The 21,769-nt window shown below is 64.9% G+C and carries 22 protein-coding genes, 1 pseudogene and 1 riboswitch; of the genes and pseudogenes, 10 read left to right on the top strand and 13 right to left on the bottom strand.

What is annotated here, in order from left to right:
- Position 1: 1 nt before the first annotated feature.
- The 3 genes and pseudogenes from ACVIIV_RS19930 to ACVIIV_RS19940 all read right to left on the bottom strand — a co-directional run.
- On the bottom strand, positions 2-1,171 hold the full coding sequence (locus tag ACVIIV_RS19930) for a GNAT family N-acetyltransferase (protein WP_456745683.1): 1,170 nt from the start codon (positions 1,169-1,171) through the stop codon (positions 2-4).
- Between the two features lie 151 nt (positions 1,172-1,322).
- A complete protein-coding gene (gene ccoG / locus ACVIIV_RS19935) occupies positions 1,323-2,762 on the bottom strand; it encodes a cytochrome c oxidase accessory protein CcoG (RefSeq protein WP_456745684.1) in 1,440 nt (479 codons plus the stop codon).
- Positions 2,763-2,805: 43 nt separating this feature from the next.
- A pseudogene (locus tag ACVIIV_RS19940) lies at positions 2,806-3,039 on the bottom strand (ArsR/SmtB family transcription factor); the annotation flags it as partial.
- A 181-nt stretch (positions 3,040-3,220) separates the two neighbouring features.
- Between ACVIIV_RS19940 and ACVIIV_RS19945 the strand changes: the two are divergent.
- Positions 3,221-3,577, top strand: a complete 357-nt coding sequence (locus tag ACVIIV_RS19945) for a carboxymuconolactone decarboxylase family protein (RefSeq protein WP_456745685.1) — start codon at positions 3,221-3,223, stop codon at positions 3,575-3,577.
- 73 nt (positions 3,578-3,650) lie between these two features.
- Here the strand turns inward: ACVIIV_RS19945 and ACVIIV_RS19950 are convergent, their stop codons facing one another.
- Together ACVIIV_RS19950 and ACVIIV_RS19955 are read right to left on the bottom strand one after the other, a co-directional pair.
- On the bottom strand, positions 3,651-3,986 hold the full coding sequence (locus ACVIIV_RS19950; RefSeq protein ID WP_456745686.1) for a hypothetical protein: 336 nt from the start codon (positions 3,984-3,986) through the stop codon (positions 3,651-3,653).
- 104 nt (positions 3,987-4,090) lie between these two features.
- Positions 4,091-4,495 carry a hypothetical protein gene (locus tag ACVIIV_RS19955; protein ID WP_456745687.1) on the bottom strand — a complete coding sequence of 135 codons (405 nt, stop codon included), beginning with the start codon at positions 4,493-4,495 and terminating at the stop codon, positions 4,091-4,093.
- Between the two features lie 152 nt (positions 4,496-4,647).
- Here ACVIIV_RS19955 and ACVIIV_RS19960 point away from each other — a divergent pair, with 152 nt between their 5' ends.
- Both ACVIIV_RS19960 and ACVIIV_RS19965 read left to right on the top strand, forming a co-directional pair.
- The gene (locus ACVIIV_RS19960) at positions 4,648-4,872 is read left to right on the top strand and encodes a hypothetical protein (protein WP_456745688.1); all 225 of its coding nucleotides are present in this window, start codon (positions 4,648-4,650) and stop codon (positions 4,870-4,872) included.
- A 31-nt stretch (positions 4,873-4,903) separates the two neighbouring features.
- Entirely contained in the window at positions 4,904-6,922 is a 2,019-nt protein-coding gene (locus ACVIIV_RS19965) for a pyrroloquinoline quinone-dependent dehydrogenase (protein ID WP_456748779.1), read from the top strand.
- Between the two features lie 44 nt (positions 6,923-6,966).
- Here ACVIIV_RS19965 and ACVIIV_RS19970 read toward each other — a convergent pair whose 3' ends face one another.
- On the bottom strand, positions 6,967-7,209 hold the full coding sequence (locus ACVIIV_RS19970; RefSeq protein ID WP_456745689.1) for a PilZ domain-containing protein: 243 nt from the start codon (positions 7,207-7,209) through the stop codon (positions 6,967-6,969).
- 180 nt (positions 7,210-7,389) lie between these two features.
- Between ACVIIV_RS19970 and ACVIIV_RS19975 the strand changes: the two genes are divergently transcribed.
- Positions 7,390-7,683, top strand: coding sequence for an HdeA family protein (locus ACVIIV_RS19975; RefSeq protein WP_456745690.1), 294 nt, complete (start codon positions 7,390-7,392; stop codon positions 7,681-7,683).
- Positions 7,684-7,796: 113 nt separating this feature from the next.
- On the opposite strand, the gene ACVIIV_RS19980 is transcribed toward ACVIIV_RS19975, so the two are convergent.
- Complete coding sequence (locus ACVIIV_RS19980; protein ID WP_456745691.1) at positions 7,797-8,261, bottom strand: PaaI family thioesterase; 465 nt, start codon at positions 8,259-8,261, stop codon at positions 7,797-7,799.
- A 376-nt stretch (positions 8,262-8,637) separates the two neighbouring features.
- On the opposite strand from ACVIIV_RS19980, the gene ACVIIV_RS19985 reads away from it, so the two are divergent.
- Entirely contained in the window at positions 8,638-8,934 is a 297-nt protein-coding gene (locus ACVIIV_RS19985) for a hypothetical protein (RefSeq protein WP_456745692.1), read from the top strand.
- Between the two features lie 106 nt (positions 8,935-9,040).
- Positions 9,041-9,295 (top strand): hypothetical protein, encoded by a 255-nt coding sequence (locus ACVIIV_RS19990; RefSeq protein WP_456745693.1) that lies wholly within the window; start codon positions 9,041-9,043, stop codon positions 9,293-9,295.
- Positions 9,296-9,420: 125 nt separating this feature from the next.
- Here the strand turns inward: ACVIIV_RS19990 and ACVIIV_RS19995 are convergent, their stop codons facing one another.
- Entirely contained in the window at positions 9,421-9,654 is a 234-nt protein-coding gene (locus ACVIIV_RS19995) for a DUF6894 family protein (protein ID WP_456745694.1), read from the bottom strand.
- A gap of 165 nt (positions 9,655-9,819) precedes the next feature.
- The gene (locus tag ACVIIV_RS20000; protein ID WP_456745695.1) at positions 9,820-10,008 is read right to left on the bottom strand and encodes a hypothetical protein; all 189 of its coding nucleotides are present in this window, start codon (positions 10,006-10,008) and stop codon (positions 9,820-9,822) included.
- A 219-nt stretch (positions 10,009-10,227) separates the two neighbouring features.
- Between ACVIIV_RS20000 and ACVIIV_RS20005 the strand changes: the two genes are divergently transcribed.
- A complete protein-coding gene (locus ACVIIV_RS20005; protein ID WP_456745696.1) occupies positions 10,228-10,485 on the top strand; it encodes a DUF2798 domain-containing protein in 258 nt (85 codons plus the stop codon).
- A 715-nt stretch (positions 10,486-11,200) separates the two neighbouring features.
- Here the strand turns inward: ACVIIV_RS20005 and ACVIIV_RS20010 are convergent.
- Complete coding sequence (locus ACVIIV_RS20010) at positions 11,201-11,371, bottom strand: hypothetical protein (RefSeq protein ID WP_456745697.1); 171 nt, start codon at positions 11,369-11,371, stop codon at positions 11,201-11,203.
- Between the two features lie 257 nt (positions 11,372-11,628).
- On the opposite strand from ACVIIV_RS20010, the gene recA reads away from it, so the two are divergent.
- Both recA and ACVIIV_RS20020 read left to right on the top strand, forming a co-directional pair.
- Positions 11,629-12,717, top strand: coding sequence for a recombinase RecA (recA, locus tag ACVIIV_RS20015; protein ID WP_025037325.1), 1,089 nt, complete (start codon positions 11,629-11,631; stop codon positions 12,715-12,717).
- A gap of 403 nt (positions 12,718-13,120) precedes the next feature.
- The gene (locus ACVIIV_RS20020; protein WP_456745698.1) at positions 13,121-14,095 is read left to right on the top strand and encodes a hypothetical protein; all 975 of its coding nucleotides are present in this window, start codon (positions 13,121-13,123) and stop codon (positions 14,093-14,095) included.
- Between the two features lie 112 nt (positions 14,096-14,207).
- Here the strand turns inward: ACVIIV_RS20020 and gcvP are convergent, their stop codons facing one another.
- The 3 genes from gcvP to gcvT are packed head-to-tail and all read right to left on the bottom strand — an operon-like array spanning position 14,208 to position 18,632.
- Entirely contained in the window at positions 14,208-17,090 is a 2,883-nt protein-coding gene (gcvP, locus tag ACVIIV_RS20025) for an aminomethyl-transferring glycine dehydrogenase (protein ID WP_456745699.1), read from the bottom strand.
- A 17-nt stretch (positions 17,091-17,107) separates the two neighbouring features.
- On the bottom strand, positions 17,108-17,476 hold the full coding sequence (gcvH, locus tag ACVIIV_RS20030) for a glycine cleavage system protein GcvH (protein WP_456745700.1): 369 nt from the start codon (positions 17,474-17,476) through the stop codon (positions 17,108-17,110).
- A gap of 10 nt (positions 17,477-17,486) precedes the next feature.
- Complete coding sequence (gene gcvT, locus ACVIIV_RS20035) at positions 17,487-18,632, bottom strand: glycine cleavage system aminomethyltransferase GcvT (protein ID WP_456745701.1); 1,146 nt, start codon at positions 18,630-18,632, stop codon at positions 17,487-17,489.
- Positions 18,633-18,778: 146 nt separating this feature from the next.
- Positions 18,779-18,868, bottom strand: a riboswitch (glycine riboswitch).
- A gap of 220 nt (positions 18,869-19,088) precedes the next feature.
- Here gcvT and alaS point away from each other — a divergent pair.
- Positions 19,089-21,767 carry an alanine--tRNA ligase gene (gene alaS, locus ACVIIV_RS20040; RefSeq protein ID WP_456745702.1) on the top strand — a complete coding sequence of 893 codons (2,679 nt, stop codon included), beginning with the start codon at positions 19,089-19,091 and terminating at the stop codon, positions 21,765-21,767.
- Positions 21,768-21,769 lie beyond the last annotated feature (2 nt).

Consider the following 21,769-nt stretch of genomic DNA (forward strand, 5'->3'; position numbering starts at 1 on the left):
CTTATTTGCGGAGCCGGCGAACCAGAGTTCGTGCGGTCTCGTGCGCGGCGTTGAGGCCGACCAGCGCTCCGTGAATGAGCGTCACGACCGGGTCGTGCCGCTGCAGCGGGATCAGCACGTCGCCGACCGCGAAGCGCCCGCGCCAGATCGGGTTGATCATGGGGTGATCCGCGCTTGCCGTGGAATCCGCGCTGGCGATGGCGGGATCGGCGCAGAGATGGCGGGTGAGCTCGAGGGTGAGCTGCACGCCCGGCGAATATTTTGCGAAGCGCTCGTCGATGCCGAGCTTGAAGAAGAAGGCGCGATCCTGATGGCGCAGCACGACGCCGGCGGCCACCGGTGTCGTGCCGGCGCGAAGCGTGACGATCTCGCACTGCGCGGTCTCCGCCAATCCCGGCACGGCGCGGCGAATGAAGGCCGCATCACCCGCATGCTGAACCAGCGCGGTGCCGCGCTTGCCTTTCCAGCCGCTGGCTTCGAGCTGCAGGAATGTTTCGAGTGCGGGCCCGATCTCGTCGGGCCGGCGTGCGACGTCGAATGCGATCGAGCCGTGCTCTTCGAGGCGATGGCGCTGACGGCGCAGCTCCTTGAGCTTCTTGGTGCCGAGCGCCTCGCGCAGCAGCGTCTCGGCATCCTGCGTCGCATCGAGGCTGGCGCGGATGTAGGAGGACAGCACGCGCGGCTTCAGGCCGTCGCGGTTCAGGACCTGCGCAAGCGCGTTCATCGCGGCGCCGTCGAGCGCGACGTCGGTCAGCACGAGCGCACGCGCGCCGGCCTCGCGCGCCTGCTGCAGCAGCCGCGTGGCGGCCTCGAGCGGAGCGTCGCGGTCGAGCAGCGGGCTGCACAGCGTGCCGTAGGGATGCGCGCTCACCAGCGCGGGGAGGGGAACCTTCCAGGCGCGCCAGAGCGAGATGACTGGCATCAGTCCGATCAGCCGCGCCGAAGAGTCGTCAAGTGCGGGCAGTGCCGAGGCATTGCTGCGGCCGCGCGCGGTCGCACTGACGGCCAGCTCCCAGGCTGGCAGGTAATATCCGTTCGGCTCGATCGCGCGCTGCGCGAGTGCGCGCCATTGGCCGGGGTCGATCGTCGCCAGCGGGGCGCGCGGGCGCGCGGCTCCTGCATCCTTTGCAGATGCCGGATGGATCGCTGCCTGCTGCGCGATGTCGACCACGTCCCGTCGTCCCCGTTCACGCGGGCTGAGCCCGTGTTACGCAGCCATCGTTAGCGCAAAGAATGGAAAATACCGTTGGGACGCCGCTTCAATTCGAGCGGTAATGTTAACGTCTCATTGAGCATCCGGCGCCGGATGCTCGATGCAGACTCTACTTGTCGCCCGGCACGAAATGATCGCGGGCGCTCGCCCGTCCACCGCTGGCCGTATCGGTGATCGTGACCTCGAGGTCGTGCGAGATTTTCGGCAGATCGGCAGGCCCGACCTGAACCGACAGCCTGACCTCGCGCGTCTGATCCTGCTCGACCTCGATGATGGGCTTGCCGCTGGGGCCATCCTCGATGCCGGTAACGCGAATGACCGCGCCCGGCAGACCGGACACCTCAAGCGCAAACGATCGCCGTGCGCCCTTGTTGAGGATGCGCACGGTGTAGTCGTTGCGCACCCCGCCATCCGAGAGCTGGACGAAGAGGGGATTGCGCTCGTGCAGCACGTTGACGTCCATGGTCGCGCGCGTGGCGAGAGTGTAGAGCATAATGGTGCCCACAACGGCGATGGCCGCGGCATAGATCAGCGTGCGCGGGCGGATGATGCGGTAGATCGGCGGCTTGCCTTCGCGCCGGCGCTGCATGTTGATGTCGGTGTCGTAGCCGATCAGGCCCGGGGGCCGGCCGATCTCGCGCATCACGTTGTCGCAGGCGTCGATGCAGAGGCCGCACTGGATGCAGCCGAGCTGGATGCCGTGGCGGATGTCGACCCCGGTCGGGCAGACATTGATGCACTGGTGGCAGTCGACGCAGTCACCGGCGGGACCGCCGTGGGCGCGCGCGGCATCCGCCTTCTTCACCGACATGCGCGGCTCGCCGCGGTCGCGTCGGTAGGTGACGTTGAGCGCCCATTCGTCGGTCAGCGCCGCCTGGATCCGCGGCCACGGACACATGTAGATGCACATCTGCTCGCGGGCGTGACCGGCGAAGACATAGGTCGTGGCGGTGAGGATGCCGATCCAGAGATAGGCGATGAACGGGGCCTGGAAGGTGGCAAGCTCCTTCACCAGCGTCGGCGCGTCGGAGAAATAGAGCACCCAGGCGCCGCCGGTCCACCAGGCGATCATGATCCAGAGAAAGTGCTTCAGTGCGACCTTCCGGATGTGACCGAATGTCCAGTACTCCTTGTCGCCCTGCATGCGCTGGCGCCGGTCGCCTTCGACCCAGCGCTCGACCGCGTAGAACAGGTCGGTCCATACGGTTTGCGGACACATGTAGCCGCACCACAGCCGCCCCGCGACCGCGTTCATCAGGAACAGTGCCATGGCCGCGATGATGAGGAGACCGGTGAAGTAGTAGACCTCCTGCGGCCACAGCTCGATGAAGAAGAAGTAGAAGCGCCGATGCGGGAAGTCGATCAGCACGGCCTGGTCCGGGAGGCCAGGTCCGCGATTCCAGCGCACGAACGGCAAGAGATAATAGGTCCCGAGCGTGACGCAGAGAATCGCCCATTTGATGCGGCGGAAGGGACCATGGACCGACTGCGGATAGACCTTCCTCCGCTTCTCATAGAGAGGTCCCTCGATGAAGGTGTCGTCGGTCATCCTGTGCTCCCCGCGTCCTTCGAAAGCAAGAGTCCCATTCGCTGGCGCAGAAGAGGCGGTACAGAGTCTCCAGCACTGCGCCGACTTCGGGGCTCGCGATGCCGTAGTATATCGTTTGGCCGTCTCGCCTCGGTTTGACCAGGCTCAATGCGCGCATCTTTCCGAGATGCTGGGATAGCGCGGCCGATGATAGGCTTGCGATGTCGGCGAGTTCGTCGACGGACTTTTCGCCGTCCAGCATGTTGCAGAGAACCAGGAGCCGCTTGGGATTGCCCATATAAGGTCGGCGGATTGCTCACGCGCGTTCGGATTCGGGTCGTTCTCCGCGGTCATCTTCGTTGCGGCAATGCGCGCCGGCATGGTGCTCGCCCGTTTCATCGCTCACCTGCCGTCATTGACGCGCTTCGTCACGCCGGCCGATCCGCTCGAAACCTGAAGTCACAGCGAAAGAGTAAGTCATGGACAAGAACTACCCCGAGATTATCAGGCAGATCTCCGCCAACCTGAAGAAGCTGCGGAGCGACATTCCCGATACCATGAAGGGATTTGCCGCACTCGCGCAGGCTGCCACGCGTGACGGCACGCTGGACAAGAAGACCAAGGAGCTGATCGCGCTGGCGCTCGGCGTTGCCGGACATTGCGACGGCTGCATCGGCTTTCACACCGAGGCGCTCGTCAAGCTCGGTGCAACGCGCCAAGAGATCGAGGAGACGCTCGGCATGGCCGTCTATATGGGCGGCGGGCCGTCGCTGATGTACGCCGCCGATGCGATCGCGGCCTACGAGCAGTTCCAGCAGCAAACCGCCGCGGCCTGACGGCGGTTGGTCTCATAGAGATGGGACCGGACGAACATGTTCGTCCGGTCCCGACCATCAAGGCCTTGATCAATTACCAGCGGTCGTCGCCGACGCCCACGCCGACGCTGACGCCAGGTGTGCGAATGCCGACGCCGGCACGCGGACCGTCATCCCAATCGCGATGATAGCTCCGGCGCTCGTAATAGCGTTCGCGCGGCATGTAATTATAGGAATCGCGCACGATCACACGCGAACCGCTCCGCGTGCGGTAGCAGCGGCCGGAATCGTCGCAGACAAGTCGTACCTGCTGGACGAGATCCGGATTGGCGTACTCGCTGCTCGTATAGATATCGGAAGCCTTGGCCCCCGAGGCGGCTGCCAAGGCACCCACGCCCGCCAACAGCGCAATAGTCAACGTCCTCATCATGTCCTCCTCGAAACTGCCCTCGGCGGTAACAAGAAGGGGAGGCGGCGATCGTTCCCGGCCGCGATACTGGTTTTTCCCGGAACCGCATCGTCAAGGACGGGTTCCTAGATCCGCTCATAAGTCTCCGTCCCGCAGATGTCGTCGGCTTCCGCCCGCCGGCGGTCCACGACCTTGCCGCCGTTGATGGTCACGATATAGGTCTGGGCACCGAGCGACGTGCCGGTCGCGGAGGTGAGCTGCGCGCGGACGCACGCCGTCCAGCCCGGTCCTCGCACCTCGCGATGGGGCGGGGCGACGTGCACCTCGCGCGGATAGGAGGTGGCGAGGAAGACGACGTCGATCTGCTCGCGCACCACGCGCTTGACGTCGGGAGGCGCTTCGGGCGGCGGCTGCTCGGCCTCTTTGATGCGCATGAACTCCGGTACCGGCGCACGGCTGTCGGCAAAGCCGCAGCCACCGAGCGCAAGCGCGCCGGCCAGCAGCGCCGCATGAACAACAATCCGCAACATCCGTGGAGGTCCCCTGCGGGCCAACAGATAGGCACGAATGCGATCCGGCGAAGTCCCTGCCGATCAAGATTTGCTGAAGCCTTGGAACCCGCGGCATTGCTATTCCGCGATAGCCGGCTAGTTTGGTACCCCACATCAGGGGGATTGCACCGATGAGGATTCTGGTCATAGCGGCCGCCGTCTTGGCACTGACGGCGGCCTCGGCGCAGGCGCAGGGCCGGCGCCCGCCCAATGACGGCGCCAAGCCGACGGACAACACGCCCAAGGTCGACGAGAAAGCCTACAAGGCCGCGCTCGAGCGCATCCCTGAGCCCAAGGACAAGTACGACCCGTGGGGCGGCGCCCGCCCGAGCGAACCCGCCAAGAAATCCAAATAGAGCGAGTCGGCCGTTGCGGACGCGCCAGCCGATCGCGGCTCTGTTCGCTGGGCTCTTGTTGTTTGCCGCCCCGCCATGCTTCGCCTGGGAGAGCTGGGGCGGCGATGTCGGCGGCTCGCGCTTTTCGGCATTGCGACAGATCACGCCGGACAATGTCGGGCAGCTCGTCCGCGCTTTCGAATATCACACCGGCGATCTCACGGCGCGCCCGCCCGAACTGATGCGGCGGACCAAATTCCAGGCGACGCCGCTGTTCGTCGAAGACAGCCTCATCTTCTGCTCCCCCTTCAACGAGGTGATTGCGCTCGATCCCGGCACGGGCGCGCAGAAATGGCGCTTCGATCCCAAGATCGCTACCAATCAGCGTCCTGCCAATCGCTATGTCTGCCGCGGTGTCACGTACTGGATCGATGACAGGGCACCTCGGGATGCCGTCTGCCGATCGCGGATCTTCGTGGGCACCAACGACGTCCGCCTGATCGCGCTCGATGCGAAGACGGGAATTCCCTGTACCGATTTCGGTAAGGGCGGTGAGATCAAGCTCGAGATAGGTATGCGGCTGGAATGGCCCGGCGAATTCCAGATCACCTCGCCACCGGCTGTCGGCCGCGGTGTCGTCGTGGTCGGCTCCGCGATCGGCGACAACCGCCGCGTCGACGCTCCGAGCGGCGTGGTGCGCGCGTTCGATGCGCGCAGCGGTGAGCCGCGCTGGAGCTTCGAACCGCTGCAGCGCGACGGGATCGAGGCCGGCCACGCCAATGTCTGGGCGCCGATGTCGGTCGACGAGACGCGCGGGCTCGTTTTTCTGCCGACGAGCTCGCCCTCACCGGACTTTTGGGGCGGCAGGCGGCCGGGCAACAATGAGCATGCCAATTCGGTGATCGCGCTGCGCATCGAGACCGGCGAGCTGGCGTGGGCGTTCCAGACTGTGCATCACGACGTCTGGGATTACGATCTGGCGGCGCAACCGACGCTCACGCGCATCGACACCGGCGAGGGGCAGCGCGACGTCGTGATCCAGCCGACCAAGCAGGGTTTTATCTTCGTGCTCGACCGCGACACCGGCAAGCCGGTCTGGCCGGTCGAAGAGCGCGCGGTGCCGCAGGGCGGCGCGGAAGGCGAAGCGCTGTCGCCGACGCAGCCATTCCCGACGCATGTGCTGGCGCTGACGTCGCAGACGATCTCGCCCGACGATGCGCTCTCGCTATTGCCGGGCCTCGGCCGTTCGTCATGCGAACGTCAATTCGCCGAAGCACGCAACGAGGGTCTGTACACGCCGCCCTCGGTGCAGGGCACGCTTGAATTTCCATTCACCGGCGGAGGCGTGAACTGGGGCAGCGCGGCCTTCGACCCGGTCAACCAGATCCTCTACGCCAACACCAGCCGCGCTGCTCATCTCATCAGGCTGATTCCGCGCGCCGAGGCGGCCGGATTCAATCCGCCGCCAGGCCACGATTTCGGCCAGCAGCGTGGCGCGCCGTTCGCGATGTCGCGTGCGTTGGTGACGTCGCCGCTTGGGCTGCTCTGCAACAAGCCGCCCTGGGGTGAGATGGTCGCGGTCGATCTGAGAGGCGGAAAAATCCTCTGGCGTTCGACGGTCGGCACCACCGAGGATCTGGCGCCGCTCGGCATGCCGCTGTCCTGGGGCGCGCCGCTCGTCAACGGGCTCGCGGTCACCGCCGGCGGCCTCGTCTTTACCGGCGCGATGGATGCTTACTTGCGCGCCTTCGATGCGCGCAGCGGCAAGGAGCTGTGGCAGGGCCGGCTGCCGGTGCCGGGCGTCGCCAATCCCATGACCTATCTCTGGAAGGGCGAGCAATATGTCGCGATCGGCGCCGGCGGCCATTCCGAGGCCGGCACCTCGATCGGCGACAGCGTGGTTGCGTTCCGCCTGGCGCGGCCGGACGAGGCGCCGTCGCTCTGGTCGCACACGATCGATCGTCCGGGCGGGCGATTCGTTGCGGGTTCATCATTGATCACGCTCGCGATCATCATGCTCGTGATCGCAAGCCTGCGCTGGCGTCGCCGTCGTCGTATCAAGCAATCATGATCGTGTTGTGCATGTGATGCGAACCATCGTTCACATCGCGCGTGCTATTGCACGAAAGCGAGGCCGACGCGCTTGTCGCTGCGCCAAACTGTGCGACAATGCCGTACGAAATCGTCGCGCACGATCGAGAGCGTGAACGATTGCGGCAACATGACGGGGGCGTCCAGGTCGATCGCCGCGCCGCCCGCCGACATGTTCCGCACCGTGCAAGGGATGCCGCTGTTTTCGAAGGTGATCGTTCCACCCTTGAAAACACGGTGACGTTGTGCTGCACGCCTCTCGATCATCCGCGTCAGTCCTGCTGATGATTGTGAAGTAGTGCATAAAAATTACGTTGAACTAAACTCAATACTGGCGCTACTTGCACAGCGCTTCAGACTTTGTTTACGACGCTGGAGCGGAGAGCCGCTCCGCGAACTTTCCTACGAGCCTTTCTTTTATGGCGTTACGCGCCGATGGAGATACTGATGAAGACTTCGCTTTCGATTCTGTTCGTCGCAGCGCTCTCGCTGTCATCGATGCCCGCCCACGCCGTGAAGTGGGACCTCTCGACCATGAGCTGCAAGCAGTTCCTCGAGAGCGGCGAAGACAACATCGCGGTCGTGCTGACCTGGATGGACGGCTGGTACAAGGGCGACGAGGACAACGCGATCATCGACACCGACGTCTTCATCGAGAACGCCAAGAAGTTCGGTTCCTATTGTGGAAAGAATCCGACCGTCAGCGTCGTCACCGCGGCCGACGAGATCCTCGGCAAGTAACATCGCAGGGATGACGAGGCGAAGCGCGATCGCGTTTCCTGTCGCGACATGATTGCATCGAGAGCCGCGCTTCGCTTTGCGCTTCCCGCGGCTCTCTTCTTTTCAGAGCGCGCTCACCCCGGCAGCATCGCGAACGCGCTCGACACCATCGCGACCGGCTTGCTGTCGGCGGCGGAGAGCAGCGTAACGCGGCCAAAGCTCATGGTGCGCCCGAGCCGCACCACGCGCGCGTCCGCCAGCACGTCCACTGAGGAGACCGCGCGCATGAAATGCGTGGTCTGGTCGACCGTGGTCATCGGGCGGTAGCCGCGATTGGCAGCGAGGATCGCGATCACCATGGCGGTGTCGGCGAGCGCCATCAGGGCCTGGCCGCAGACCACGCCGCCGTTCCGGCACAGTCGCTCCGAAAACGGCATGCGCAGCAGCGCGCCCGGTTGCCAGTCCGGCACGTCTGCGGGCTGCGCATGCTCGATGCGCTCGACCGCGAGGTTGAGATCCTGGACCCAGGGCGCAAAAACCTCGCCGAGGATGCGTCGGGCGTCGGCGAGACCGAACTCGGCTTCTGGCTGCATCTGCATTGCTGTCGCGCTCTCCTGTATTGCCGGATGTTTCCGCCCTCATTGTGCGCGCATCGGCGCGGCAAAGTCACCCGGTCTCGCGCCGGCCCCCTCGGCTTGAAAATGCCTGACTTGGCCCGATATGATGCCTCGCTTGGGTACGGGTGGATGATGTTGCGTCGGTGTGTCCTCGTCTTTTGCATGGCCGCGCTCGGTCTCGCGCTGAGCGGGTGCACCAAATGCGGTCCGATCTGGGACGACTGGCTGCATGCGCCCAAATCGTGCAGATCGGATCGGCTCTAGCGGGCCCACGTAGCGGCCCCGGGTCGCGGCGGGGCTGACAAGGATGACACGGCGCGGGCGATCGGCGCCTCATGGATGATCTAAGGAGTGGACGATGAAGCTTTTCCGTTTGGCCGCGGTGCTGGCCGTGCTGGCGGGACCTGCCTACGCGCAAATGCCCAATCTCAATTTGCTGCAGGAAGGGCCGGGCAAGACCCCCGAGGAGAAGGCTGCCGAAGCCGAGCGTGAAAAGGCCTACAAGGAAACGCTGAAGAAGATTCCGGATTCCAAGGCGTCCAATGATCCCTGGGGCGGCATGCGTTCCGATCCGCCGAAGCAGCCGGCGGCACCGAAGGCATCGGCCGCAACCAGCGCACCGAAGAAGACCAAGAGCGGCACGGCGGCCAACTGACCGCAAGCTCCGTTCGGGGCGGCACAACGCCTTTCGGACGGGACTCCTCTTGATCCGGCCAGCGCCCTACATTTGGCTGAGCGTAGCGCGTAGAGGAGGGCACGACATGGCCGATCGTCCGCGGGATCTCGCCGAGCGGATGGCGCGCCGGCGCAAGATGGCCGGCAAGCCGGCCCAGACGGCCGGCGACGGCTATCTGCGCGAGACCTTCACGCTGCCGCGCGCTGAGGCGCGGGAAAGGGCGCAGGCCTTCTTCGCCCGCTACCCCAAGGCCGGCTATATGAGCGCGGTCGAGACCTGGCGCGAACTGCCCGGCGGCGACATCGAGTTCACCATGCGGCGGCTGCCCAGCGCGGACTGACGCTGGCCTGATCCGGAACGCCTTGCGAGAGCATGATCCGGAAAAGTGTGCGGCGGTTTTCCGAAAAGATCATGCTCAAACATAACCTAAAGCGCGATGACGATTCATCCTAATCGCATCGCGCTTTAGTCGAAGGTTTCGGCAACGATGCGGATCCGGAACACCGGTTCCTTGGACTCGTCCAGCAGCTCCATGTGCCATTCGGAATTTTCCTGGAGCTTGCGGGCAATGCCGGCGCTCATGTCGGCGCAGACACTCCTCATCTCCTTCCAGGCCGCATTGCGATCAGCAAATTCCGTCGCCTGCTCGGCGCAGCCGGAATAACGGCCGTTGCGGATTCGAAAGAAATAAAGCGGCATGGCTGGCACCGATCGCGCGCATGATGCCTCGCCCCCAAGGCCCCTGGGCGGGCACAGTGCAATCCCAAACCACCGTCAGATCAATTCCGGGCGGCTACGGATCACGCCCCGTGGGGTGCTGCGGCGCATGAGGCGCCCGGCCAGGACCGATGTCACCCGGCCGGTTCAGGCCGTCCTTCGCTCGATCGCCTTCAGCTCCCGATCGATGCGCAGCTGCACGCGCCGGATTGCCAGCAGGTCAATCTTGGTCTCGGTCTTGCCGGTCTTGATCTGCTCGCCGATGCGGAACTGCCACTGCCAGACTCCGGGAATCGCGGTCTTGGCCACGGTGAACTCGACGCCCCTGTGATTCATGGTCACCTCCCACGATTCACCTTCCATGCCTGCAAACATGTTGGTCGTCGCAATATTCCGGAGACAAGCAAAATCTGCCGCAGGCCGCGGATCACACGCGACGGGCGCTGGTACTCCGTGGTTCTCCGACCATGAACAGAGTTCCTGAACTCCTGAGCCCCTTGAGGTGACGGCATGTGCCTTGCTTGCCTGATGACGGCAAGCAACCATGGACGCCTCATGCTCGGCATTCCCCGCCGCTACTCTCATTTCGTCTTCGGCGTCATCCAGTCCGGACTGACCTCGCTGATCGCGGCAGGGATCGCCAGCTTTCCCGCAGCCAGCCCGATCGTCTTCATTCGGCACTGGATGGTGTCGTGGCTGATCGCATGGGCCGCGATGCTGCCGGTCGTGCTGCTGGCGGCGCCCGCGATCCGCGCCTTCTCGCTGCGCCTGACCCAGGACGAGAGGAACCCGCGCGCCGGCCGGCAGGCATGAAAAAGCCCCGCCTGGGGAGAGCCAAGCGGGGCGGAGAGTTATTGGAGGCTGAGGTGCTGGGCTGCAACACCATAGCCGGGCGACCCTAGCCGGCTCAGCTGACGACAGCCTGACAGGCGGCGGGTTCGGATCTGCCCTGGCCTGGCGGATGGGCGGATCGGGCGCCGTGAAGGAACGCGATCGAAAGGCCGCAGACTGGCCCTGCACCGGTCCCAATTTCGACATCCGTTCGCACCACTGCGGACACACCCGTCGGCAAGATTTGATCCGTTCGGCGCAGCCATGGGGGAAACGTGGCGCGCCGAAAACGGGGTGGCATCATGGATAACGTAGAGCGGTCATTTGCCGCCGCGACGGCGGCTGGCTTCGTCGTGCTGGTGATCGGCCTGGTGCTGCTGGCGGTGCTGTAGACGGGGTATGTATGCCCCGGGGAATGGCGGCCGTGCCCTCCGATGGGTGGCACTGCCCACGCCGCGACTTCAAAAAAGTGGAAAACAACCCCATGCACAGTAGGCTGCTTGGCAATTTCCTTGATCCGTCATGGCTTACTAGTAGTATTTAGATACCTGAAGCGTCCGCGCGCCCGCCTTGGCGACCATGCCCGACCCGCGATGCCGAATCAAGATCAGGCAATCACGGCCCGGGGGGACCGCCCGCCGCCGGCCGCATCGCGGGGCGGCCTCAGCCCGCTCCGCAAAGCCGGTCCTGGCGGCGCCTAGTGGATCTTGATCTCGTTCAGCGGAAGATGGAGCTCGGCGGCGCGCTCTTCACGGTCCTTCTTGCGGAACTCGTTCTCCTTGCGCTCGAACTTCACCATCTCCTCGCGCGCCGCCTCCAGCAGCGGATTGCGCCTGATCGCATCGTGGTGCGTGTCGTTGTCCGTCATGACTTAAGGTCCCCACAGTTGCGGTCCCATCCCCACAGAAGGCCGGAGACCGCGAAAAGGTTCGGTGCCGCAGGATTACGGAAATATGACGGCGCGCCGGCCGCGCGACCGCCGTCGGTCGCATTGAGGGCCGCCGCCAAATCCGCAAAAGAACATATTGCGAACCTAGAACAAATGGGGTACATTGGTTTTATCGCCGGCCCGCCTCTCAATCGTTTGTCCCCCTAGCGAATCCTCGCCATAAGGAGCACGACCCAATGTCCGCAACTGCCCTGCGTATCGTCGAAGGATCTTCCATGGACAAGAGTAAAGCTCTGGCCGCCGCGCTCTCTCAGATCGAGCGCCAGTTCGGTAAGGGCTCGGTGATGAAGCTCGGCAAGAACGACCGGTCCATGGACATCGAGGCGGTGTCCTCCGGCTCGCTCGGGCTCGATATCGCGCTCGGCATCGGCGGCCTGCCCAAGGGACGCATCGTCGAGATCTACGGGCCGGAATCCTCGGGCAAGACCACGCTGGCGCTGCATACGGTGGCGGAGGCGCAGAAGAAGGGCGGCATTTGCGCCTTCATCGACGCCGAGCACGCGCTCGACCCGGTCTATGCCCGCAAGCTCGGCGTCAACATCGACGAGCTCCTGATCTCGCAGCCCGACACCGGCGAGCAGGCGCTGGAGATCTGCGACACCCTGGTGCGCTCTGGCGCCGTCGACGTTCTGGTGGTCGATTCGGTCGCGGCCTTGGTGCCGAAGGCCGAGCTCGAGGGCGAGATGGGCGATGCGCTGCCGGGCCTGCAGGCGCGGTTGATGAGCCAGGCGCTGCGCAAACTCACGGCCTCCATCAACAAGTCCAACACCATGGTGATCTTCATCAACCAGATCCGCATGAAGATCGGCGTGATGTACGGCTCGCCGGAAACCACCACCGGCGGCAATGCGCTGAAATTCTACGCCTCCGTCCGCCTCGACATCCGCCGCATCGGCGCGATCAAGGAGCGCGACGAGGTGGTCGGCAACACCACGCGCGTCAAGGTGGTCAAGAACAAGCTGGCCCCGCCCTTCAAGCAGGTCGAGTTCGACATCATGTACGGCGAGGGCGTTTCCAAGATGGGCGAGATCCTCGATCTCGGCGTCAAGGCCGGCATCGTCGAGAAGTCCGGCGCCTGGTTCTCCTATGACAGCCAGCGCCTCGGCCAGGGCCGCGAGAACTCGAAAGCGTTCCTGAAAGCCAACCCCGACATCACCGCCAAGATCGAGACCGCGATCCGCCAGAACTCCGGCCTGATCGCCGAGCAGATTCTGGCCGGCACCCCGGAGCGTGACGCCGACGGCGAAGAGCCGGCGGACGAGTAAGACCTAACGCGAACAGTTTTTCGCGAGGAGCGGGCACTGAGGACGTTGAGTTGCCGACGTCTTCGGTGCCCGTTTTGTTTTGTGCTGTCGCGCGATGCGAGAGGCCAGCGGTCGCTGGACTGGACGAAGGCCCGTTTTCCCTGGAGATGCACAACGATTCAAGCCGGCTCCAGCGGTACAAGCAATCCCGCTTGTCGCTTACCGCGTTCGGCAAAGCGATCCTTGGTGGCGATGAAAACTTTTGCCGCCATAACCGAATCGATCGCCGGTGGGGCGGCACCCACCTGACCAACGACCGGCTGTGGCAGTGGGACCCCGAGGCCCTCTCACTCATCGCGCCTGATTAGTGCATACCTCTTCGCTCAGAGTGTCCTTGTATTGCGTATCATTTCGAGAGGAAATCGTGTCACATTTGATCCTGGCAACGAACGATCGTGCGGAGGATACACTTCGCCAGTCCGGCGTTGCGAACGTCGCGCTCGGGTTCTATCCGCGTTTTGTCTGGAGGAAACTGCCTTCCGACGAGCGGCTTTTGAGGGGGCTGGAGCGCCGATCGGAAAAGCACTGCAATCCCGGCGATCATTGGCTCGATGACGTCTGTAGCGGTGCGCTCGACGGTTTCGGCACGCGCGATATTGGTTTCTTCGAGCTGTGCGAGAAGTTCGACTCAATTGAAATATGGGTCGATCCTCGGCCCAATGATCAGCTTGTGCTCGTCTGGCTGCTAGACCTGATTCGTCCTTATAAGGAGATCACGAGCAAGCTGAGCCTGGTGCATGCGGACGATACTATTGCCAACTATGCTCCGGAGTCTGTCGCGAGATGGAAACTGCCGGCCTTCAAGGTGACTGAGAACCATTTGGTGATGGCAAGCCGCGCCTGGCGCGCCTATCGGGCTGACACGCCACAACCCTGTTTCGACCTGCTGATGATGGATCTGATGATCTTGCCGAGACTTCGATCGGCACTGATTGCGGTGCTCGAAGAGCTTCCGGACAGCGTGACCGGACTCGGTGCAACTGAAATGGATCTGCTGGATTGTGTGAACGACGGGCAAACCGACCCGAGGCTCGTCGAAGATGCAAGATGGCTTCGCGATGTATTCGACGAAAACGACGCGCGTGACGCTTTGCTTGAACTGGGGGTGTATTCGGCGCCGCCGCTCTTGTTGGGCGATCCGGCCTTCGACAATGAGGATCGTTACTTCGGCAGGAGCGAGTGGAAGCTCACGCTGACTGAACTCGGGCGTTCACTTCTCGCCCGTGAAGACGACATGTGGCGCCATAACCAGATCAAACGCTGGTGGGGCGGGACTGAGCTCACCAACGAAAAGCTCTGGCGATGGGATCGCGAGAGCCGATTGTTGGTTGCGCCTTAGCTGCGTGTTCAGTGCTGTAGGGTGGGCAAAGGCGCACTTGCGCCGTGCCCACCGTGGCGAAAGGTGGTGGGCACGCTCCGCTTTGCCCACCCTACGAAACCTCCGTTGCCTCCTACTCCGCGGCTTCCGCGTAATCGCTCACCGGCGGGCAGGAGCACACCAAATTGCGATCGCCGTAGACGTTGTCGACGCGGCCCACCGGGGACCAATATTTGTCGGTGCGCGAGACGCCGTCGGGGAAGCAACCCTCGCTGCGGGTGTAGGCGCGCTTCCAATCGTCATCGGCGATGTCATGCACGGTGTGCGGGGCGTGGCGCAAAGGCGAGGCTTCGATCTTGAAGCGGCCGGCCTCGACCTCGGCGATCTCTTTCCGGATCGCGATCATGGCATCGCAAAAACGATCCAGCTCGGCCTTGGATTCCGACTCGGTCGGCTCGATCATCAACGTGCCCGGCACCGGGAAGCTCATGGTGGGGGCGTGGAAGCCGTAATCGATCAGGCGTTTTGCGATGTCATCGACGGTGACGCCGCTCGTTGTCTTCAGCGGACGCGGATCGACGATGCACTCATGCGCGACGCGGCCCTTGGCGTTCTTGTAGAGCACCGGGAAGTGCGGATCGAGACGCGCTGCGATGTAATTGGCGTTGAGGATCGCGATCTCGGTGGCGCGCTTCAGGCCCTCGCCGCCCATCATCAGGATGTAGATGTAGGAGATGGTGAGGATCGAGGCCGAGCCGAACGGCGCGGCCGAGACCGGACCGACCGGAGCATCCGCCTTCGTCGCCGGGTGGCGATTTCCAGGATGACTTGGCAGGAACGGGGCGAGATGCGCCTTGACACCGATCGGGCCCATGCCGGGGCCGCCACCGCCATGCGGGATGCAGAAGGTCTTGTGCAGGTTGAGATGGCTGACGTCGGCGCCGTAATCGCCGGGCCTGCTGAGGCCGACCTGCGCATTGAAGTTGGCGCCGTCGAGATAGACCTGGCCGCCATGGCCGTGCACGATGTCGCAGATCTCGCTTATGTGCTCCTCGAACACGCCATGGGTCGAGGGATAGGTGATCATGACCGCGGCGAGATCGTTTGCATGCTTCTCCGCCTTGGCGCGGAGATCACCAACGTCGACGTCGCCGTTCTTCTCGCAGGCGACCACCACCACGTCCATGCCGACCATCGCGGCCGAGGCCGGGTTGGTGCCGTGGGCGGAGGAGGGGATCAGGCAGATCTTGCGATGGCTCTCTCCGCGCGCGGCGTGATAGCCGCGGATCGCGAGCAGCCCGGCATATTCGCCTTGCGCGCCCGAGTTCGGCTGCAGCGAGATCGCGTCATAGCCGGTGATGTCGCACAGCCACTTCTCCAGCCGCGCGAACAGCGCGTGATAGCCGGCCGCCTGCTCGCGCGGGACGAACGGATGCAGGGAGCCGAATTCCGGCCAGGTCAGCGGCATCATCTCGGTGGTCGCGTTCAGCTTCATGGTGCAGGATCCCAGCGGGATCATGGCGCGGTCGAGCGCGAGGTCGCGGTCACTGAGCTTGCGCATGTAGCGCAGCATCTCGGTTTCCGAGCGATGCGCATGGAAGACGGGATGGGTCAGGAAGGCCGTGGCGCGCTTCAATGCGTCCGGCAGCGCCTCGCGCGTCTCGGCGTCGATTTCGGCATAGGTGAGCGTGCCGCCGAAGGCGCGCCAGACCGCTTCCACTGTCGCAGGCGTCGTGGTCTCGTCGAGCGCGATGCGAAGCGCGGTATCACCGATTCCGAGATTGATCTTCTCGGTCAGGGCGCGCGCGACGATCTCCTCGCGCTTGCCGCCGGCATCGACGCTGAGCGTGTCGAAGAAGTTCTCGCTGTCAGGCGCAAAGCCGAGCCTGCGCAACCCGGTCGCGAGCACGGCGGCGCGGCGATGCACGTTGCGCGCGATCTGCGCTAGGCCCTCGGGGCCGTGATAGACCGCATACATCGAGGCGATCACGGCGAGCAGCACCTGCGCGGTGCAGATGTTGGAGGTCGCCTTCTCGCGGCGGATGTGCTGCTCCCGGGTCTGCAGCGCGAGGCGGTAGGCCGGCGCGCCGCGGGAGTCCACGGAGAGGCCGACGATGCGGCCGGGCAGCGAGCGCTTCAGCGCATCGCGCACCGCCATATAGGCCGCGTGCGGTCCGCCATAGCCCATCGGCACGCCGAAGCGCTGCGCGGAGCCGATCGCGATGTCGGCCCCTAACTCGCCGGGCGAGGCGAGTAGCGTCAGTGCGAGCAGGTCGGCGGCAACGATCGCCAGCGCGCCCTTGGCCTTCAGCGCCGCGATCGCGGGCCTGAGGTCGCGCAATGCGCCGGAAGAACCCGGATATTGCAGCAGCGCGCCGAGCACGTCTGATTTGTCGAGGTCGGTGAGGGGATCGCCGACGACCAAATTCCAGCCGAGCGGCTCGGCGCGGGTGCGCATCACCGCCAACGTCTGCGGGTGCACGTCCTTGTCGACGAAGAAAGCCTTCGCCTTGACCTGCGAGTGCCGCTCGGCGAGCGCCATGGCTTCGGCCGCCGCGGTCGCCTCATCGAGCAGCGAGGCGTTGGCGACGTCGAGCCCGGTCAGGTCGCAGATCATGGTCTGGAAGTTGAACAGCGCCTCCAGCCGGCCCTGGCTGATCTCAGGCTGGTACGGCGTATAGGCCGTGTACCAGGCCGGGTTTTCCAGGATGTTGCGCTGGATCACAGCGGGCAGGATGGTGCCGGAATAGCCCTGGCCGATCAGCGAGGTGAAGACCTGGTTCTGGCGCGCCAGCTCGGTCATGTGCGCGATCGCCTCGGTCTCGCTGAGGGGCTTGCCGAGATCGAGCGGGGCGGCCTGCCGGATCGAGGCCGGCAGCGTCTCCGCGATCAGGGCATCGACGCTCTTGGCGCTGACGGTCTCTAACATGGCGGTGACGTCGCGCGCCGACGGGCCGATATGGCGGCGAACGAAACTGCCGGCGGTGTCGCCGTTGGTCTTGCGGTGCGCGGTCATCGCTTGCTCCATCGTCCTTAAGCCGTATGCGCCTTGTAGGCGGCTTCATCCATGAGGCCGCCGAGCTCGCTTTTGTCGGCAATCTTGATCTTGAAGAACCAGGCCTTGCCTTGCGCATCCGAGTTCACCAGCGCCGGCTCGTTGGCGAGCTCGGCGTTGGTCTCGATCACTTCGCCGGTAACAGGTGCGTAGACGTCGGAGGCCGCCTTGACCGACTCGACGACCGCTGCGGCTTCCGCCTTTTTCAGCACGCGGCCGAGCTTGGGCAGCTCCACGAACACGACGTCGCCGAGCTGCTGCTGGGCGTAGTCGGTGATGCCGACCGTGGCGGTATCGCCATCGATGGCGAGCCATTCATGGTCGGAAGTGTACAGGGTCGTGGTCATTGTCTTGTCCTCAGCGTTTGTAGGTGTTTTTCACGAAGGGCATGGCGGCGACCTGCAAGGGCAGCCGCTGGCCGCGCACCTCGGCGAAGAGCTTGGTGCCGAGCGCGGCGAGGCTCACGGGCACATAACCCATCGCCACCGGCGCGCTCAGGCTCGGGCCGAAGCCGCCCGAGGTGACCTTTCCGATCGGCTCGCCGCCCGCAGCGTCGGCAAACAGCAGCGCGCTCTCGCGCACCGGCGCGCGGCCCAGAGCAAGCAGGCCGACGCGGCGGCGGGATGCGCCGTTATCGAAATGGGCGAGGATCTTGTCCGCGCCGGGAAAACCGCCGGCACGGGCGCCGCCGTTGCGGCGGCTCTTCTGCACCGACCATTCCAGCGCGGCCTCGACCGGCGTGGTGGCGGTGTCGATGTCGTGGCCGAACAGGCAGAGCCCGGCCTCCAGCCGCAGGCTGTCGCGCGCCCCTAAGCCAATCGGCAGCACGTCCGGATTGTCCAGCAGCATTTTGGCGAGGCGTTCGGCTTCGCCTGCAGGAACCGAGATCTCGAACCCATCCTCGCCGGTGTAGCCGGAGCGCGAGACGAAGCACTTGATGCCGGCAACCTCATGCGGGCCGGCGTCCATGAACTTCATGGCCGGCGCCTCTGCACAGAATTTCCCCAGCACCGCTTCCGCCTTCGGGCCCTGCAGCGCGATCAGCGCGCGGTCGGCGAGCTGCTCGATGATGCAGTCGCCGGACAGGTTCGCGCGCAGATGCGCCTCGTCCGCGTCCTTGCAGGCGGCGTTGACCACCAGGAACAGGTGATCGCCGAAATTGGCGACCATCAGGTCGTCGAGAATCCCGCCGTCCGCATTGGTGAACTGGGCATAGCGCTGCCGCCCCTCGGCGACCGCCACGATATCTTGCGGCACCAGCTGTTCCAGTGCGCGGGCGGCGTCCTCGACCTTGCCCGACTTCGGCCGGAGCGCGATCTGGCCCATATGGGAGACGTCGAACAGGCCGGCGGCGGCCCGGGTATGGAGGTGCTCCTTCAGCACGCCCGCGGGGTACTGCACGGGCATGTCATAGCCCGCGAACGGCACCATCTTGCCGCCCAGGGACACATGGAGGCTGTGGAGGGGCGTACGTTTCAGGGAGTCTTGGTCGGTCGCTAGCATCTTAAGGGGCCCTCGGCGGTTCCCGGGGAGGATTCCCCGATGGACACCAGTCGAAGCCCCATCTGTCGCTGTGCCTGAGAGTATTATCCCGTCGGCGGACGCAATCCGGGTCTTATGCCCGTCGGCGCCTCTTTCCAGATGCTGTCAAAGCCACGCGGTCCTTTTGCCTGAGAGTTTCCGGGGCGGTTGCTCCTTCGGCGCCGGCTGCCTAAGCCGGTCTCTCCCGACGTGGCCGTACGATACAGATGGGTAGAGACCACAGGGCGGCCAAGCCTGTCAACGCGACACTCGCGCCTTTCAACGGGATTGCGCGCCTGCGGCAACCCACTGATCTCTCTGCACAGTTTCTAGACAGCGAAGCTGGCCTTGTCTAAAAGCGCTTTGGCCCGCAGATATCAGCCTGAATTTCAGGTTTGGACTGCGGCAGCGGGCCCAAGCATACCCGATTGGATGAACATGAGCGGCGTCAACGAGATCAGGTCGACCTTTCTGAACTTCTTTGCCGAGAACGGCCACGAGATCGTGCCGTCCTCGCCACTCGTGCCGCGCAACGACCCGACCTTGATGTTCACCAATGCCGGCATGGTGCAGTTCAAGAACGTGTTCACCGGTGTCGAGAAGCGGCCGTATCAGCGCGCCACCACCTCGCAGAAATGCGTGCGCGCCGGCGGCAAGCACAACGACCTCGACAATGTCGGCTACACCGCGCGCCATCTCACCTTCTTCGAGATGCTCGGCAATTTCTCGTTCGGCGACTATTTCAAGGAGCGCGCGATCGAGCTTGCCTGGAAGCTGATCACGACCGAGTTCGGGCTGAAGAAGGACAAGCTGCTCGTCACGGTCTATCACACCGACGACGAGGCGGCGGGCCTGTGGAAGAAGATCGCCGGCTTCTCCGACGACCGCATCATCCGCATCCCGACCTCGGATAATTTCTGGGCGATGGGCGACACCGGCCCGTGCGGCCCGTGCTCGGAGATCTTCATCGACCGCGGCGAGCACATCTGGGGCGGACCTCCGGGCTCGCCGGAAGAGGACGGCGACCGCTTCCTCGAGTTCTGGAATCTCGTGTTCATGCAATATGAGCAGGTGACGAAGGAGGAGCGCGTGGATCTGCCGCGTCCTTCGATCGACACCGGCATGGGCCTGGAGCGCATGGCCTGCATCCTCCAGGGCGTCGAGAGCGTGTTCGAGACCGACCTGTTCCGCAACCTGATCGACGCGACCGCGTCTGCGCTCGGCACCGGGCCGAACGAGCAGACCGTGGCCTCGTTCCGCGTCATCGCCGACCATTTGCGTTCCTCGGCGTTCCTCGTCTCCGACGGCGTGCTGCCCTCGAACGAGGGCCGCGGCTACGTGCTCCGCCGGATCATGCGCCGCGCGATGCGCCATGCGCAGCTGCTCGGCGCCAAAGAGCCGCTGATGCATCGGCTGGTCTGGGCGCTGGTCCGCGAGATGGGCCAGGCCTATCCCGACCTGATGCGCGCGGAGAATCTGATCGAGGAGACGCTGCGGCTGGAAGAGACCCGCTTCCGCAAGACGCTTTCGCGAGGCCTTGCCATCCTCGACGAGAAGAGCGCGTCCCTGAAGAAGGGCGACATGTTCGACGGCGACGTCGCCTTCACGCTGTACGACACCTACGGCTTCCCGCTCGACCTGACGCAAGACGCGCTGAAGTCGCGCGGCATCGGCGTGGATCAAGCTGCGTTCACCGACGCGATGGAGCGTCAGAAGGCCAAGGCGCGCGAGTCCTGGAAGGGCTCGGGTGAGGCGGCGTCGGAAGCGATCTGGTTCCCGCTGCGCGAGAAGCTGGGGGCGACCGAATTCCTGGGTTACGAGACCGAGAGCGCCGAAGGCGTGGTGTCCGCGCTGGTGAAGGATGGCGCTGAGGTTGCCAGCCTCAAGGCCGGCGAGACGGGCGCGATCGTGCTGAACCAGACGCCGTTCTATGCGGAGTCGGGCGGCCAGGTCGGCGACACCGGCTTGCTCACCGGCGAGAGCGGACTCAAATTCCGCGTCACCGATACGCAGAAGAAGCTCGGCGATCTCTTCGTCCACATCGGCACGGTGGAGAGTGGGGAGCTGAAGCTCGGCGCTGCGCTGCAGCTCGAGGTCGATCATTCGCGCCGTTCCTCGATCCGCGCGCATCACTCGGCGACGCATCTCATTCACGAAGCGCTGCGCCAGGTGCTCGGCGACCACATCGCCCAGCGCGGCTCGCTGGTCGCGCCCGACCGCTTGCGCTTCGACTTCGTGCATCCGAAGCCGATCACGGCGGAGGAACTGGCCCGTGTCGAGGACATCGCCAACGACGTGGTGCTGGAGAATGACGAGGTCACCACGCGTGTGATGGGCGTCGATGAGGCGCGGGAAGCGGGGGCGCGCGCCCTGTTCGGCGAGAAATACGGTGACGAGGTCCGCGTCGTCTCGATGGGCAAGACCGCGCGCGAGCGCGGCGCCAACACGCTCGGCTGGTCGGTCGAGCTCTGCGGCGGCACCCATGTGAGGCGCACCGGCGATATCGGCCTGATCACGCTGACGAGCGAAAGCGCGGTCGCCTCCGGCGTGCGCCGCATCGAGGCGCTGACCGGCAACTATGCGCGCAAGCACGCCAACGACACCATGGCGCTGGCAAAGACCGCGGCGAACGAGCTGCGCACCTCCCTCGACGACGTGCCGGCGCGCATCTCAGCGCTGATGGAGGAGCGCAAGAAGCTCGAGCGCGAACTCTCCGACGCGCGCAAGAAGCTGGCGATGGGCGGCGGTGCGTCCGCCAGCAATGGCGCAGCCGCGGGCGTGCGCGAGGCCGGCGGCGTCAAGCTGATGGCGCGCGCGGTCGAAGGCATCGAGATGAAGGATCTCAAGAGCCTGGCCGACGACGGCAAGAAGCAGATCGGCTCGGGCGTCGTCGCCATCGTCGGCGTCACCGAAGACGGCAAGGCCGGTGTCGTGGTCGGCGTCACGCAAGACCTCACCGCGCGCTTCAACGCCGTGAACCTCGTGCGCATCGCCTCCGAGGCGCTCGGCGGCAAGGGCGGCGGCGGCCGGCCCGACATGGCCCAGGCCGGCGGACCCGACGGCGCCAAGGCGTCCGAGGCCTTGAGCGCGATCGAAAAAGCGATGGCAGGCGCGTAAAC

It is taken from the genome of Bradyrhizobium sp. USDA 4354, from assembly GCF_054060315.1.